Genomic DNA, 13,556 nt, shown 5'->3' with positions numbered 1-13,556 from the left:
GCAATCTGACTACAAAGTTAACACAATTATTTGGGATACGCAAAGAAATAAGCTCAAAAAGCGAAGAATTATGGCCGGAAAAGTAAAGATATTCAGGAAAAGTCTTGTTTTATATCTGATAAAGTTGTATCTTTGCAAGGTAGAAATCTTCGTTCATAAACATTGAATGTCCGTTCAGTGTCTTTGAACGGCGGTTCATAGACTTTGAATGTCGGTTCAATGTCTATGAACGGAGATTTCTCCTAGGATTAAATACTTTTCTTCCTAGGTTTGTGGTCTTTTCTTCTTAAGTATAACAATAAATACTATAGGATGTAAAGGCTGTTGCAATAAGAAATACTAATAAACTAAAATAGGAAAGGAAACTGATATGGCAAAGTACAAATTGCAGGAAATGGGGGATATGCGCTATGATGGCAAGCGCAGAGTTTATCCCAAGATGGTGACCAACCGTACACTATCCCGAAAAGAGTTCGTCAAGATGATGCAGAACTACCATCGCGGTATTTCGGAAAGTACCACGGAGGCTGTATTGACCGATGTGGTTGATATGCTGAGAGATATGCTCTCCATGGGGTACAACGTGAATCTGGAAGGTTTCGGCACCTTCTCCCTCTCCCTCGCTTTCGAGGATGAGAAGCCTAGGGAAATTCTGAATCCAGATGATAAGATGACGTACCGCAAGGTGGGAGTGAAAGACATCAACTTCAAGGCGTCTCCTGAGTTTGTCAAGGATGTGAAGCGTGAAACCGACCGTGACCTGGAGCGTGATATGGGAGGTGTAAAGGTTATCCGTAAGCAGCTCTATTCCAAGGAAGAGCGCATTGCCCGAGCCCTGGAGGTGATAGAGAAGAACGGAGTCCTCACCCTAGGCGATTATGCCTCCATCAACAACCTGAGCCGTACTTCCGCCTCTATGGAACTGAAGGAGCTGACCTGTGATAAATCTTCGCCGATAGATTCACTAGGCCGCGGCAGCCATAAGGTTTGGGTGAAGAGGAAAGAATAAAATACTAGAGTGTGGCAATAGGTGGCAATAGGTGATAATAAAAAATGCCCTTATTGCCACGCTTAAAACGCTAAATACCAGAGCGTTATCAGGAAGTGTGGCAATAGTGACATTAGTTTAGAGAAAAAAGATTTGGTTTTTCTTATGTAAATTAGAGTCGTATTTCTGCTCTTGTATAATACATGCATGCCCAAAACCAACGTTCACCAGCACATAGCGTAAAGGTAAAGGGCAAAAGCTTAGAATATAAGAACTGTCATTTATGATAGTTACCACAGATGACAGCTCTTTTTTATTTGAGATATTTATTTCCAAATAGGATTTTCTTCCCATGCTCTTGTGAAGCCAATCATAAAAATAGGAATGTTTGGGTATGAAGCAAAAAGTTCCTTTATATCCTTTTTGATAGTGTTGTTTGGACATATAGCATTACACAGATATAAAAGACAGGATATTACGCCAAACGCACGTTTACGCTGGTGCTCTGTTAAGTTTGAATGCATCCATTCATTCCTATGATGGCTTATATTTGTCGGTTTCTTAGAAAATATCTTATACCATATTCTTGAATGGTGGGCAATGATGTTTCGTAAGACAGAAATAGCTTCTAACCAACTTGAAAGTTCTCGGGCAGAATATAAACCAAATTCATTTGCTATTCTTGATTTTAATGGAGATTGATTCAATAGGTTTTTGTACATCTTAGATAGAGTTCCAAATGTAGCAGTTTCAAAAATCATCCACGCGTCAGGATTAGCTCCGGACAATGTATTTTTGTCCCAATCGGGATGGTCTAAAATATACTGTCGAACAAAAGGATCTGAATTTCGAGCGAACTCATATTTCATATCCAGCACCAGGTTTGTGTGAAACTGCTGGTTTTCAAAAAGGGAATTATCCAAATACCATAATCCTGTATTTGTTGCCAACGAAAGAGTTGTTATGAATTTTGTACGTAATCCCACTTCCAGGATTTCAATTGCTCCAAAAAGAATATTGCGCAACTTTTTGTCAAACTCATATCGGTCTATGATTGTATTAAAACTTGTACCATTGACGAAATGCCTAGTATTAATATCCAACATATCCACCCAATAGTATTTTAGGCGAAAATAGCTAATCCTTGCTAGATATGAAATAGCAATTTGTTCATCATTGAATTCCATTCCCTTTTCTTTGAGTCTGGTCAATTGTTCTTGTATGGTTCTTGGTCTCTGATTCATATGTCTTATATATAAAAAATGACTCGCTTGCAGTTCTAATGGGATGCAAACGAGTTCTGTTGCTGCAAAGATACAAAGATTCTTTGATAAAACAAACTTTTTGAAAAGAAAAATCACAAAAAATAGATTCTTTTTACATAATTGATGGATTTTATCAAAGATGATACTTCGCCGATAGATTCGTTTGGCCGCGGCAGCCATAAGGTTTGGGTAAAGAGAAAAGAATAAATGCAAATATCTCTCAGAATATTTGTTAGTTTCAATTCTTTTTCGTATTTTTGCGGTGTAATTTAAATGATAGTGTTATGACGACAATAACTTCTTTAAATAAATATCAGCAAAGGGTTGTAGAATTGATGTCTAATGTCAATTCTGACCAGCAGATGGCTGAAATCACGGATTTGCTATCTGGTTATTTTGCGCAAAAAGCAATAGATGCCGCAGATGAATTGTGGGATAAGGGCTTGATAGATGAAAATACTATTGAGCAATGGAAGCATGAACATATGAGAACGCCTTATTCTGAATAAATGCAGCGGATTGTATTAGATACAAATTGTTTGTTGATGTCGATTCCTCGAAAGAGTCCCTATCATCAGATTCTTCTTGACTTTTTGGCAGGAAAGTACTTGTTGTGTGTTTCGAATGAGGTTGTTTTGGAATATGAAGAGATATTGACAAGAAAGGTCGGTTCATTGGTGGCAAATAATATTATCAATGCTATATTAGCATCTTCTAATACAATTTTTATTAATCCACAAAAGCGATATCAGTTGATAAAATCAGATCCTGATGACAATAAGTTTGTCGATTGTGCCATATCTGCAAATGCGAAGTATATCGTGAGTCAAGATCATCATTATGACGTAATTAGATTTAATCCTGAATTCGATTTTACGGCAATTGATATTGATGCATTTTTAGCTATACTAAAAGGAGGTAGTCTCGTAAACTGATACTATTATGTTGCTTGTAAATAAGGAACATCTTGAAGATGAGGTATACTCAAGTCGATTCTGAAGAAAGCGGAGTCGATTATGCCGAAAGATGCCAAGGTTATCCTTTTCGGGTCAAGGGCTAGAAGGGATGCTAAAGCAGATTCCGACTGGGACATCCTTGTGCTTCTGAACAAGGATAAGATAGATGAGCAGGATCATGATAATTACACCTATCCTCTTTGGGAATTGGGATGGCAAATCAATCAGATGATTCACCCGATTGTGTATTCGATGAAAGACTGGCAGAGCAAAAAGGGCAGTCCTTTTTATAATAATGTAGAAGAGGATGGGGTGATGCTATGCTAGAGGGTCAACAACGTAGAATTTGGAACAAATGCCAATGGTTATTGGAAATACGGATGAGGTTGTTCAACCGGCAAAGAAAATAAATGAAAAGAAACGTAATGAGCAAGATGATGCTTGCCAACATGAATTGCAAACTATCGACTTCCTCGTCTATCACCTCTATGGTTTGACCTATGATGAAGTCTTGATTGTTGCCCCGGAGACTCCAATCTCTCGTGAGGAGTATGTGGCATATAAAGAGGAGTAAAGACATTGACTTGTAAGCGGGTTTAGTTTATATATAATTGAACTTCTGTTACAAGTATGGATAAACAACTTCGGGCTGCTTCCATTATGGAGGCAGCCCGAAATGTTTTTTGTATATTTCGATAGTCAATTTTCATCCTCGAAGTGCATTATAAGTTAAATTCCATTCTTTGTCAAGAACAGCGATTTCAGCTTGTAGCTTTTCTCTATTAGCTTTTCGCTGTTCTGTTGTTAAACTCTCTACACGCTTCATTTCTTCAACAAAGCGTTCGGCGTCTTTGCCATATAATATTGGCGTTTCTCTAATTGGTCTTGCCATAATTTTATCCTCCTATTAATTATATTGTTATTTATGTCGCTGCAAAAATAGTGCAAGGAATACGGGAGAAAAGTTACGGAAAAAGCTTATTCAGTTTATTCTTGCAGTTCTTTCTAAAATCTTCTATACTGATAGAACGTTTCCAATCTTCTAGCCACGGGTCTTGTGCCGTTAGTTCTTTTTCAAAGTCATCTGCATTTGACCATGTTCGTTCTTCATTTAGTTTATTGAAAAACTCTTCTTCATTATAGCTAACACCTGTCCTTTCATACTCCGCTTCAATGGCTTCAATCCTAGCCACGGCTTCTTCTTCATTAGCCGGATGCCAGCCAATAGGAGTCGGCTGCTCTTCTTGTAATGTATATCTTTTCTCCTTCATAAGCTTTTTCCTTTATAGTTTTCTTTTGAATTGTCTGATCAGATATCTAGGACTTCTTCTCATATCCCATAAATCTACGAAAATGACGAGGTCGTTGGCTTCGTCGTAGCGATAGATAATCTTCCAATTCTCCTTGATGATAGCACTATGGTAAGGGCGGTGGAATCGCTTAAGCAATGGCTCTCTGGGTGAAGAAAGAGGATGAAGCATCAGGCGATGCTTGATGTCTTTATATTCTTTATGGAATCGCTTTACTGTGGTTTTGCCGAATTCAACTAATCCATAGTCGATAACAGTCTTTAATTCCTTTTTGAAATAAAGTGTTAATCTTATGCTAGCCATGGATATTGCGCAATTAGTTCTCTTTCAAAATCTTCAGCATCAATATATTGCCCATTCTCATACTCCGCCTCAATAGCTTCAATCCTAGCCACGGCTTCTTCTTCATTAGCCGGATGCCAGCCAACAGGAATCTTATTCCAGTCAATATCTTCTTCTGCACATTCATCCTCGGGAAGTGCTATGGCGGCATTTCCGTGATAGGCTGGTGCAGGCTCTGCTGCGAATGCTGCATCTTTCTGCTCTTCTGGCAATGTATGTCTTTTCTCTTTCATAAGCTTGCGTATTTTATCTGCTGCAAATTTACGATTATTATCTGAATCATGCAAGGAAAATGGGAGAAATGTTTTATAAAGTATCTTATAATCAAGGTTTTTGTTCTTTGTTGGGCTTTGGGACGGTTCTGAAAAAAAATCACAATATCCGGCAGATGGTGCTGGGTATTGTGACTTTGCTTTTTGTTATATGTGTTTATTCGAAAATAATCACTAAATCTTAGTGGTGCTTCAAATCGCAGGCTGCCTGCTCGTAGTCGATGAGATGGTCGATGGTAGGGTGGTCGCCGCAGATTTCGCAGGATGCACGCTTCTTTACCTTGATATTGCGGAAGTTCATCGTCTTGGCATCGAAGGTGAGCAATCGGTCGGTGAGCAGTTCGCCCACACCGAGGAAGTACTTCAACGCCTCGGCAGCCTGGATGGTTCCGAGCATACCAGCGATGGCACCAAGGACTCCTGCCTGGCTACTGGTAGGAACAGTGCCTGCTGGAGGTGGTTCCTTGAAGAAGCAACGGTAACATGCCGTGCCTGGCAGGTGGGTAAAGGTCTGGCCCTGGAATCTCAGGATGCCGCCATGCGAGAATGCCTTGCCCAGTCGCACACAGACATCATTGATGAGGAACTTCACCGGGAAGTTGTCGGTGCAATCAATGACGAAATCCCATGGCTTGATGATTTCCTCGGCATTGTCTGAGGCGAGGAAGGTATGGTAGGTTGTTACCTCCACATCAGGATTGATGGCAATCATCTTCTCCTTGGCGCTTTCCACCTTAGGGGTGTTCAAGTCCTTGGTCTGGTGGATGACCTGTCGTTGCAGGTTGCTGAGGTCAACCACATCGGCATCCACGATACCGATATGTCCCACGCCAGCCGCAGCGAGGTAGAGGGCAACTGGGGAACCCAATCCTCCGGCACCAATAATGAGCACCTTGGCATTGAGGAGCTTTTCCTGCCCCTCGAGGCCTACATCCTGAAGGAGGATGTGGCGGCTGTATCTTTCTATCTGTTCTTCTGTTAAATCTATCATTTTATAGTACTTTATGTCTTTTTTCTTTAGTAAAAAATTACTTTGTATAGCAGTTTATGCTCATACAGCAGTATAGAAAAAGGTCGCAAACAATTAACAGCTTGCGACCTTTGATATTCTTTATAAGAACCCGAATTATAATCCCGAATCTGGAAGTATAATTCTCTAATTCTCAAATTCTTGATTTACTCGATAACCACGAGTGCATCCTCTTCGAGCACAGCCTGACCAGGCTTAACGCAGATAGCAGTAACCTTGCCATCCTTCTCAGCCTCGATGTTGTTCTGCATCTTCATAGCTTCGAGAACGACAACAGTATCACCTGCCTTTACCTCCTGACCAACAGCTACCTCAATGCTGGTGATAGTACCAGGGAGAGGAGCCTTTACAGCATTGGCTGTATTTACGTTGGCAGCTGGAGTAGCCTCAGCATCATCAGATGCAGCAGCTGGCTGACCAAGCACAACCTTCTTCTTCTCTGGCTCAGCCTCCTGTTCCATCTCAACCTTGTAAGCTTCGCCATTCACGTTCACGCTTGCGATGTTACCCTCAACAGCGTCAATCTGAACCTTGTATTCTTTTCCGTCAATTGTATATTTAAACTCTTTCATTTCTATTACATTATGGTTTAGCTGTTAAACTCAAGAACTTGGCGTTCCACATCGTCTGACGTGGCTTGATAGTGATGATGCCAGGCTCCTTGTCGTGTACGTTATTGCCCTGATACTCATAGAGTGCCATGGCAATTGCAGCATAAATATTCTTATCCATTTATTCTAATGTTTAATTATATCATTACATTGGCATACAGCCATGCTTCTTAGCTGGCAAGCTCTGACGCTTGGTAGCGAGCTGAGCCAAACCACGGCAGATGCGGAAACGGGTGTTACGTGGCTCGATGACATCATCGATGTAACCATACTGAGCTGCCTGATATGGATTAGCAAACTTGTCAGTATACTCCTGCTCCTTCTCAGCCAGGAATGCCTTAACATCCTCGCCAGCTTCCTTCTTAGCCTTAGCTTCCTTACCACAGAGAACGGCAACGGCACCGCTGGCACCCATTACAGCAATCTCTGAAGATGGCCAAGCGAAGTTCAAGTCGGCACGCAACTGCTTGCAACCCATCACGATGTGGCTACCACCATAGCTCTTACGCAATGTGATAGTAATCTTTGGCACGGTAGCCTCGCCGTAAGCGTAGAGCAACTGTGCACCGTGGAGGATGACAGCGTTGTACTCCTGACCTGTACCTGGCAAGAATCCTGGTACGTCAACGAGAGATACGATAGGAATATTGAAGGCATCGCAGAAACGAACGAAGCGGGCTGCCTTGCGGCTAGCGTTTACATCGAGTACACCTGCGTAAGCTGCTGGCTGGTTGGCTACGATACCAACGCTCTGGCCATTGAAGCGGGCGAAACCTGTGATGATGTTCTTGGCGAACTTAGGCTGAACCTCGAAGAACTCTCCGTTATCGGTTACAGCACCAATCACCTTATACATATCGTATGCCTGGTTTGGATCGTCTGGGATAATCTCGTTCAGAGTATCGTCCATGCGGTCGATAGGGTCTGTGCACTCAATGCGTGGAGCCTCTTCTGTATTGTTGCTAGGGATGTAAGAGAGCAGGCTCTTGATCATCTCGATAGCCTCTTCCTCAGTCTTAGCAGCGAAGTGGGTTACACCACTCTTGGTTGCGTGAACAGATGCACCACCGAGGTGCTCTGCATCGATGTCCTCACCAGTTACGGTCTTGACAACCTTAGGACCAGTCAGGAACATGTAAGAAGTCTGCTCCTTCATGATGATGAAGTCGGTCAAACCTGGAGAGTAAACGGCACCACCGGCGCAAGGGCCCATGATAGCAGAAATCTGTGGGATAACACCAGAAGCGAGGATGTTGCGCTCGAAAATCTCACCATAACCAGCGAGGGCGCAGATACCTTCCTGAATACGAGCACCACCTGAGTCGTTCATGCAGATAACAGGTGCACCCATAGTCATAGCCATATCCATTACCTTGCAGATCTTCTGTGCCATAGTCTCAGAGAGTGAACCACCATTTACGGTGAAGTCCTGAGCATATACGTAAACCAGACGGCCGGCTATAGTAGCGCTACCAGCTACAACACCATCACCGAGGTACTGCTTCTTCTCCATGCCAAAGTTAGTGCAACGATGCAACTTGAACATATCATACTCCTCGAAACTGCCGGCATCTACCAACATTTCGATACGCTCACGAGCGGTATATTTGCCACGTGCATGCTGCTTCTCGATGGCCTTCTCGCCACCGCCAAGACGAGCCTGTTCGCGCTTAGCGATCAGCTCCTTAATCTTTTCTACTTGTTTGCTCATAATTGATTATTATGTATTATTTCTTTATTCTTTATAGAATGGTTTCCTGAATCCATGGGATGAACGGACGAACCGTCATCGCATAATTCGGGCGCAAAGATACGAAAAAAACCGCAGATAGCGAACTATCTACGGTTAAATATTTAGAATAATGTGAAAAATCACTATTATTTGGTCCTAAAATTCCAAAAGAATGCGGGCATTGAGCTGTCTGCCGGTAAGATAATTAGGTACGGCGTATTGCTGGCTGGTTACATCTGTCACCCAGTAATAGCTGTTTACGTTGTCTATGCCGAAGAGGTTGAGGCAATCTACCCCCAGCATCACATTCTTCAGGAAGGTCTTCTTCTCCCGGCGGCTGTTGTCGAGCAGCTGATAGCTCATACCGATATCTGCACGGCGATAGGCGGTGGCACGGAAACTGTTGGTCTCCAGCTCTCTGTGAGGTGCTGCAAAAGGAAGACCATCGGCAAAGGCGAGTTTCAAAGACATGCGCCACTTCTTGCTGCCCGGGAAATAATCGGTGAAGAAGAGGTTTACGGCATAGCGCTGGTCGGTAGGCAAAGGGATGCTCTTGCCGCCCAGTTTCATCTTGGTATCCATGAGCGAAAGACTGAGCCAGGAATCGGTACCCGGAACAAATTCTCCGTAGAGTTTGAAGTCGAGTCCTGCTGCATGACCGCTGCATTCGTTCTGTCCGTAATAAACTACCTTCACGTTACTAACCGAATAAGGAACCAGATTGCCCAAAGCCTTGTAATAGGCTTCGGCAGAGAATTTATAGCGTTGGTCTCCTAGCTTGAACCTATAGTCGTAGCCGGCGATGAAGTGGATGCTTCGCTGGCTCTTGATTTTCTCGTTCAGCGATGCGATGGTTATGCCGTTCACCGTAGATGTATCTCTCAATTCCTTGAAGAATGGAGCCTGATAATACAGACCTGCCGCAAAACGGAGAGTTGTATTCTCGTGGTTGGCTGGTATGATGGCGAGCGACAGACGAGGACTCACAATGGTTTCTCTGTTGAAGTTCCAATGACTCATTCTGATACCATAGTTCAGGGTGTAATGTGTCTGACCGTTCCCGGTACTGTCGGCTGTTCCTCCCGAAAAATGGTAGGTGTCCTGGATATAAGCTTCCATTCGGTTGGCATTCAGTTCGTTGCGAGCCTTCAGTGAATAAACCATATAGAGGTCTTTGCCATTGTGCGGAATACTGTATCCTGCGGAATCACGCATCTCATATTCTACTGAATTCTCCTCGATATGTTCACGCTTCAGACTTACTGCGGCCTCCATCTGATGTTTCTTCACCTTGTGCTTGAGCATCAGTTTGGCACTCATCACGCGGGCTGTGAGATAGTTTCGGGCATGTTCGAAATAGGTACCTACACCCAGGTTTTCTGAGGTCTCGGTTTCGTCGAGCCAGTATTGTCCCTGAATGTCATATTTCTCCTGTTCCTTGGTATAGAAAGCACTGCCCAGAAGCGAGAGACTGGTGTTGGCTGTAAACTGGCGGGTAATGCCGAGTGTACCGAAGTAGGTGAGGAAACGGTCTTTCTCCTGACCGTCAAAATATACTCTGAAGCTCTTTACGTTTTCCATTGTTCCGAACTTCGTTTCTCGGTCTTCCGGTTCGAAGTTGTAGTGATTATCAGAGATGTAGCCTATGAAGTCAAGCTTCCAGCGTTTGTTGGGCTGGTAACTCAGATAAGTCTGATAGTCCAGATAGTTTGGCTTGTATTCGCCTTTGGTTTCCATCGAACCGAGCAGGTAAGAGGTAGTTTTGTAGCGCACGCTGTTGAGCCATGAAAGTTTCTGGGTTCCCAGACCGATGTATGCGTCAGCACCCAGCAGACTGGCAGCCAGGCTGCCTTCAACCACCGGCTTCTTGCTTTTTGCTTTCAGGGTTTTGTAGGTGATGTCGAGAGCCGAACTCATCTTGTCTCCGTATTTGGCAGCATATCCTCCGGTTGAGAAACCGATTTTATCTACCATATAAGGGTTGATGACGGAGAGGCCTTCCTGCTGTCCGCTGCGAACCAGGAATGGGCGGAATACTTCTACGTTGTTGATGTATACGGAGTTCTCATCGAAGGCTCCGCCACGTACATTGTATTGCGAAGAGAGTTCGTTATGGGTACTCACGCCTGCCTGTTGCTGAACCAGACTTTCCACCCCATTTCCGTTGGCAGATGGCGTCATCTTCATGTCCTTAGTCTTCAGTTCCTGTATCTGGTCCGACTGTATTTTCTCTCCCTTGATATTCACCTCATCGAGGGTGGTAGATGCTTCGCGAAGTACCACCTGCAGGGTTTGTTTTCCTCGCGGTCTTCTCAGCACTTTTGTTTTTGTCTTGAAACCGATATATGAGAATTTGACTACCACGCTGTCTGCAGAATGCAGTTTGAGGCTATAGTCTCCCTTGAGCGAAGTAACGGCAGTCTTTCCCTGGCTAGCCACCGAAACGATAGCAAACTCCAGTGGCTGGTTGTTCTCGTCTACCACTTTGCCGTGAAGGGTAAACTCCTGCGCCATCATCTTAATGGTTGCGATGAGGCATATTGTGAGTATCAATAATCTATTTTTCATACTTTTATTAACGAGAGAAACTGAAAAATATTGTAGATGGTTGCAAGTTTTGATGAATGTCACTGGTTGTAATGCATTTGCGTCAGCCCGATTTGGCAGTCATGACGAGACCATAACTACATCAACCTTTATGATTGATGCAGCAAAGATACATTCTTTTCTGTTTCATAGCTATGCGATTTGTGACAATTGTGTGGATTCGGGAAATAAAGTTGGCGAAAATTATATTTTTATGCCTTATCTTGAAATTCGAAGAAATATTTCCGAAGTATAGAAAATTATCTCCGAAGGATAAAATAATATCTCCGATAAATAGGAAAATATCTCCGAAGGATAAAATGATATCTCCGAAAGAGAATTTTCTCCTGATTATATATCCCGGCACAGATTGCTGCAGATGATTTTCTGTTGCATGCAGAACAGAATTTTGGATGTGATTTTTGTGAGGTGAAGGTGAAGGGTGTATTTTTAATCTTTATATTATATTCTTTTTTTAGGGTTTTTCCGATTTTTGACCCTAGGGTCTTTTTTTCGGTTTTTACCCTAACCCTTCACGCGTATATATAAAAAAGAGTTTTCAAACCTTCACCCTTCACCTTTTTGGCGATTCTTTTGATGGTCAGAGAGTTACGGGTGAAGGGTGGTGAAGGTACTTTCTTGTTTTGTATTAAACACTTTTTTGCATTTTGGCATTTTAAGGAGAGTTTGGTTGGGAACGGAGAACTATGAACTTGCTTAGGAAAAGAGAAAGGAGATTATAAAAAAGCCCGATAAAAGTCACTTTTATCGGGCTGGAATTGTTATGATTATTTACTTGTTGAATGCATAGAACAAACCATCATTCATAGCCATGCGAACCTGGTATAAACCATTGGCATCTGCTGGGACGTTGATCTTCTCGCCACTTGGCAGGCAAGCCTGGATGCTGCCATCCTCGTTGAAGCTGAAAAGCTCACGGATATCGCCATCCTTGCTGTATGACCAACTCTTGTGCTTCTTGTCGAACACAAAGTATGATTTCTCACCATCTGGGTCGGTAATCTCGTAGCCATTCTTCAATGTCTTGATGGCATACATGCGACCATCCTTACCCATTACGTCCTTAGTAGTTCCTACCTGGCCAATCACCTTGTTGCCTGTCCAGAACTCGATAGAGTTGAGAACGAGAAGGTCTGCAAATGAACATACTGCGTAAGCTGGAGAGATAAGCACGAAGATAATCTCGTTTACAAACTTGTTGTCTGTTGCTCTCTTGTTCCAGTCAAGTACGGAATTTGTCAGACCAAATGAGCCGATGCAAGAACTGAATGTCAAGGCGCCCAGCAGGACTGCGATGACAGGTTTAGTTAAATTTTTCTTCATAGTCATAAATTAATTTATATGTTGAGTATCTTTTACTTCGCAGACTCAAACTCGCGCAAGAAACGAGTATCGTTCTCAGAGAAGAGACGAAGGTCGCTCACGCGATATTTCAAGTTGGTGATACGCTCAACACCCATACCGAAGGCATAACCCGTATAGACATTGCTGTCGATACCGCAAGCCTCAAGATCATGAGGGTCAACCATACCGCAACCTAAAATCTCAACCCATCCGGTATGCTTGCAGAAGTTGCAACCCTTACCGCCACAGATGTTGCAGGAGATATCCATCTCGGCACTAGGCTCTGTGAATGGGAAGTAGCTAGGACGGAGACGAATCTTGGTATCTGCACCAAACATCTCACGGGCAAAGGTAAGGAGCACCTGCTTGAGGTCGGTGAAACTTACGTTCTTATCTACATAGAGACCTTCTACCTGATGGAAGAAACAGTGAGCGCGGGCGCTGATAGCTTCGTTACGGTAAACGCGGCCTGGGCAGAGCACACGGATAGGTGGCTCATGGGTTTCCATATAGTGAGCCTCGTCGCCTGAAGTATGGCTGCGGAGGAGCACATTCTTGGTAACATCGTCAGAGTTGGTCTTCTCTATAAAGAAGGTGTCCTGCATATCGCGAGCTGGGTGGTCGGCAGCAAAGTTGAGCATCGTAAATACGTGCTTGTCGTCATCTACCTCAGGACCCTGGAAAAGGGTAAAGCCCATGCGAGCGAAAATGTCGATAATCTGATTCTTCACTACGGTGAGTGGATGGCGGGTACCGAGTGCTACAGGGTAGGCGGTACGGGTCAAGTCGATATCATCGCTTGATGCCTCGGCTTCTTCCATCTGCTCCTTCAGTCCGTTGATCTTCTCAAGGGCTGCGTTCTTCAGTTCGTTGATTTTTACTCCAACCTCTTTCTTCTGGTCGGCTGGCACTGTGCGGAAGTCGGCCATAAGGGCGTTAATCTCGCCCTTTTTGCTCAGATACTTGATTCGAAGCTGCTCTACTTCTTCTGCGTTTTGGGCAGTCAAAGTGCTCACTTCTTTCAAGAGTTCGTCTATTTTTTCTAATAACATATCTATATTTTTATCTTTTTTGACTGCAAAGATAACATTTTTTGGTT

At 43.4% G+C, this 13,556-nt stretch carries 17 protein-coding genes; 5 read left to right on the top strand and 12 right to left on the bottom strand.

What is annotated here, in order from left to right:
- Positions 1-370 precede the first annotated feature (370 nt).
- A complete protein-coding gene (locus DWV53_RS04490; RefSeq protein WP_118151907.1) occupies positions 371-1,009 on the top strand; it encodes an HU family DNA-binding protein in 639 nt (212 codons plus the stop codon).
- Between the two features lie 305 nt (positions 1,010-1,314).
- On the opposite strand, the gene DWV53_RS04485 is transcribed toward DWV53_RS04490, so the two are convergent.
- The gene (locus DWV53_RS04485; RefSeq protein ID WP_228114396.1) at positions 1,315-2,175 is read right to left on the bottom strand and encodes an Abi family protein; all 861 of its coding nucleotides are present in this window, start codon (positions 2,173-2,175) and stop codon (positions 1,315-1,317) included.
- Between the two features lie 362 nt (positions 2,176-2,537).
- Here DWV53_RS04485 and DWV53_RS04480 point away from each other — a divergent pair, with 362 nt between their 5' ends.
- The 4 genes from DWV53_RS04480 to DWV53_RS04465 all read left to right on the top strand — a co-directional run bounded on the left by DWV53_RS04480 (position 2,538) and on the right by DWV53_RS04465 (position 3,783).
- Positions 2,538-2,762: a hypothetical protein gene (locus DWV53_RS04480; protein ID WP_118151906.1), complete on the top strand. Its 225-nt coding sequence runs from the start codon at positions 2,538-2,540 to the stop codon at positions 2,760-2,762.
- Entirely contained in the window at positions 2,763-3,188 is a 426-nt protein-coding gene (locus DWV53_RS04475; protein ID WP_118151904.1) for a putative toxin-antitoxin system toxin component, PIN family, read from the top strand. It begins immediately after the preceding gene.
- Between the two features lie 81 nt (positions 3,189-3,269).
- Positions 3,270-3,536, top strand: coding sequence for a nucleotidyltransferase domain-containing protein (locus tag DWV53_RS04470; RefSeq protein ID WP_259318908.1), 267 nt, complete (start codon positions 3,270-3,272; stop codon positions 3,534-3,536).
- A gap of 34 nt (positions 3,537-3,570) precedes the next feature.
- Positions 3,571-3,783: a hypothetical protein gene (locus tag DWV53_RS04465; protein WP_118151901.1), complete on the top strand. Its 213-nt coding sequence runs from the start codon at positions 3,571-3,573 to the stop codon at positions 3,781-3,783.
- Between the two features lie 132 nt (positions 3,784-3,915).
- Here DWV53_RS04465 and DWV53_RS04460 read toward each other — a convergent pair whose 3' ends face one another.
- The 11 genes from DWV53_RS04460 to pheS form a co-directional block, all read right to left on the bottom strand.
- Entirely contained in the window at positions 3,916-4,101 is a 186-nt protein-coding gene (locus DWV53_RS04460; protein WP_118079098.1) for a hypothetical protein, read from the bottom strand.
- A gap of 73 nt (positions 4,102-4,174) precedes the next feature.
- Entirely contained in the window at positions 4,175-4,480 is a 306-nt protein-coding gene (locus tag DWV53_RS04455; protein ID WP_118151899.1) for a hypothetical protein, read from the bottom strand.
- 12 nt (positions 4,481-4,492) lie between these two features.
- The gene (locus DWV53_RS04450; RefSeq protein ID WP_118151897.1) at positions 4,493-4,822 is read right to left on the bottom strand and encodes a type II toxin-antitoxin system RelE/ParE family toxin; all 330 of its coding nucleotides are present in this window, start codon (positions 4,820-4,822) and stop codon (positions 4,493-4,495) included.
- Complete coding sequence (locus DWV53_RS04445) at positions 4,810-5,094, bottom strand: hypothetical protein (protein ID WP_147468737.1); 285 nt, start codon at positions 5,092-5,094, stop codon at positions 4,810-4,812. Before DWV53_RS04445 ends, DWV53_RS04450 begins: the two co-directional genes overlap by 13 nt.
- Before the next feature lie 220 nt (positions 5,095-5,314).
- Positions 5,315-6,124, bottom strand: a complete 810-nt coding sequence (locus tag DWV53_RS04440; RefSeq protein WP_220432000.1) for a HesA/MoeB/ThiF family protein — start codon at positions 6,122-6,124, stop codon at positions 5,315-5,317.
- A gap of 185 nt (positions 6,125-6,309) precedes the next feature.
- Positions 6,310-6,735, bottom strand: a complete 426-nt coding sequence (locus DWV53_RS04435) for a biotin/lipoyl-containing protein (RefSeq protein ID WP_022120280.1) — start codon at positions 6,733-6,735, stop codon at positions 6,310-6,312.
- A gap of 10 nt (positions 6,736-6,745) precedes the next feature.
- Complete coding sequence (locus DWV53_RS15635) at positions 6,746-6,895, bottom strand: hypothetical protein (RefSeq protein ID WP_176425588.1); 150 nt, start codon at positions 6,893-6,895, stop codon at positions 6,746-6,748.
- 24 nt (positions 6,896-6,919) lie between these two features.
- Positions 6,920-8,485, bottom strand: a complete 1,566-nt coding sequence (locus DWV53_RS04430; protein ID WP_118151893.1) for an acyl-CoA carboxylase subunit beta — start codon at positions 8,483-8,485, stop codon at positions 6,920-6,922.
- A gap of 177 nt (positions 8,486-8,662) precedes the next feature.
- The gene (locus tag DWV53_RS04425) at positions 8,663-11,074 is read right to left on the bottom strand and encodes a TonB-dependent receptor (protein ID WP_118151892.1); all 2,412 of its coding nucleotides are present in this window, start codon (positions 11,072-11,074) and stop codon (positions 8,663-8,665) included.
- Between the two features lie 810 nt (positions 11,075-11,884).
- Positions 11,885-12,436, bottom strand: a complete 552-nt coding sequence (locus DWV53_RS04415) for a DUF3332 domain-containing protein (RefSeq protein ID WP_371833717.1) — start codon at positions 12,434-12,436, stop codon at positions 11,885-11,887.
- A gap of 32 nt (positions 12,437-12,468) precedes the next feature.
- Positions 12,469-13,509, bottom strand: coding sequence for a phenylalanine--tRNA ligase subunit alpha (gene pheS, locus DWV53_RS04410; RefSeq protein ID WP_118079092.1), 1,041 nt, complete (start codon positions 13,507-13,509; stop codon positions 12,469-12,471).
- Positions 13,510-13,556 lie beyond the last annotated feature (47 nt).

Source organism: Segatella copri (genome assembly GCF_003465495.1).
Lineage (GTDB): Bacteria > Bacteroidota > Bacteroidia > Bacteroidales > Bacteroidaceae > Prevotella > Prevotella copri_G.
The sequence above is the reverse complement of the archived record's forward strand: the minus strand, read 5'-3'. Positions and strand labels throughout refer to the sequence as shown.

Excerpts from the sequence above, each read along its gene's own strand:
- DWV53_RS04490 (WP_118151907.1), top strand. The coding sequence starts at position 371 with ATGGCAAAGTACAAATTGCAGGAAATGGGGGATATGCGCTATGATGGC.
- DWV53_RS04485 (WP_228114396.1), bottom strand. The coding sequence starts at position 2,175 with ATGGAATTCAATGATGAACAAATTGCTATTTCATATCTAGCAAGGATT.
- DWV53_RS04480 (WP_118151906.1), top strand. The coding sequence starts at position 2,538 with ATGACGACAATAACTTCTTTAAATAAATATCAGCAAAGGGTTGTAGAA.
- DWV53_RS04475 (WP_118151904.1), top strand. The coding sequence starts at position 2,763 with ATGCAGCGGATTGTATTAGATACAAATTGTTTGTTGATGTCGATTCCT.
- DWV53_RS04470 (WP_259318908.1), top strand. The coding sequence starts at position 3,270 with ATGCCGAAAGATGCCAAGGTTATCCTTTTCGGGTCAAGGGCTAGAAGG.
- DWV53_RS04465 (WP_118151901.1), top strand. The coding sequence starts at position 3,571 with ATGGTTATTGGAAATACGGATGAGGTTGTTCAACCGGCAAAGAAAATA.
- DWV53_RS04460 (WP_118079098.1), bottom strand. The coding sequence starts at position 4,101 with ATGGCAAGACCAATTAGAGAAACGCCAATATTATATGGCAAAGACGCC.
- DWV53_RS04455 (WP_118151899.1), bottom strand. The coding sequence starts at position 4,480 with ATGAAGGAGAAAAGATATACATTACAAGAAGAGCAGCCGACTCCTATT.
- DWV53_RS04450 (WP_118151897.1), bottom strand. The coding sequence starts at position 4,822 with ATGGCTAGCATAAGATTAACACTTTATTTCAAAAAGGAATTAAAGACT.
- DWV53_RS04445 (WP_147468737.1), bottom strand. The coding sequence starts at position 5,094 with ATGAAAGAGAAAAGACATACATTGCCAGAAGAGCAGAAAGATGCAGCA.
- DWV53_RS04440 (WP_220432000.1), bottom strand. The coding sequence starts at position 6,124 with ATGATAGATTTAACAGAAGAACAGATAGAAAGATACAGCCGCCACATC.
- DWV53_RS04435 (WP_022120280.1), bottom strand. The coding sequence starts at position 6,735 with ATGAAAGAGTTTAAATATACAATTGACGGAAAAGAATACAAGGTTCAG.
- DWV53_RS15635 (WP_176425588.1), bottom strand. The coding sequence starts at position 6,895 with ATGGATAAGAATATTTATGCTGCAATTGCCATGGCACTCTATGAGTAT.
- DWV53_RS04430 (WP_118151893.1), bottom strand. The coding sequence starts at position 8,485 with ATGAGCAAACAAGTAGAAAAGATTAAGGAGCTGATCGCTAAGCGCGAA.
- DWV53_RS04425 (WP_118151892.1), bottom strand. The coding sequence starts at position 11,074 with ATGAAAAATAGATTATTGATACTCACAATATGCCTCATCGCAACCATT.
- DWV53_RS04415 (WP_371833717.1), bottom strand. The coding sequence starts at position 12,436 with ATGAAGAAAAATTTAACTAAACCTGTCATCGCAGTCCTGCTGGGCGCC.
- pheS (WP_118079092.1), bottom strand. The coding sequence starts at position 13,509 with ATGTTATTAGAAAAAATAGACGAACTCTTGAAAGAAGTGAGCACTTTG.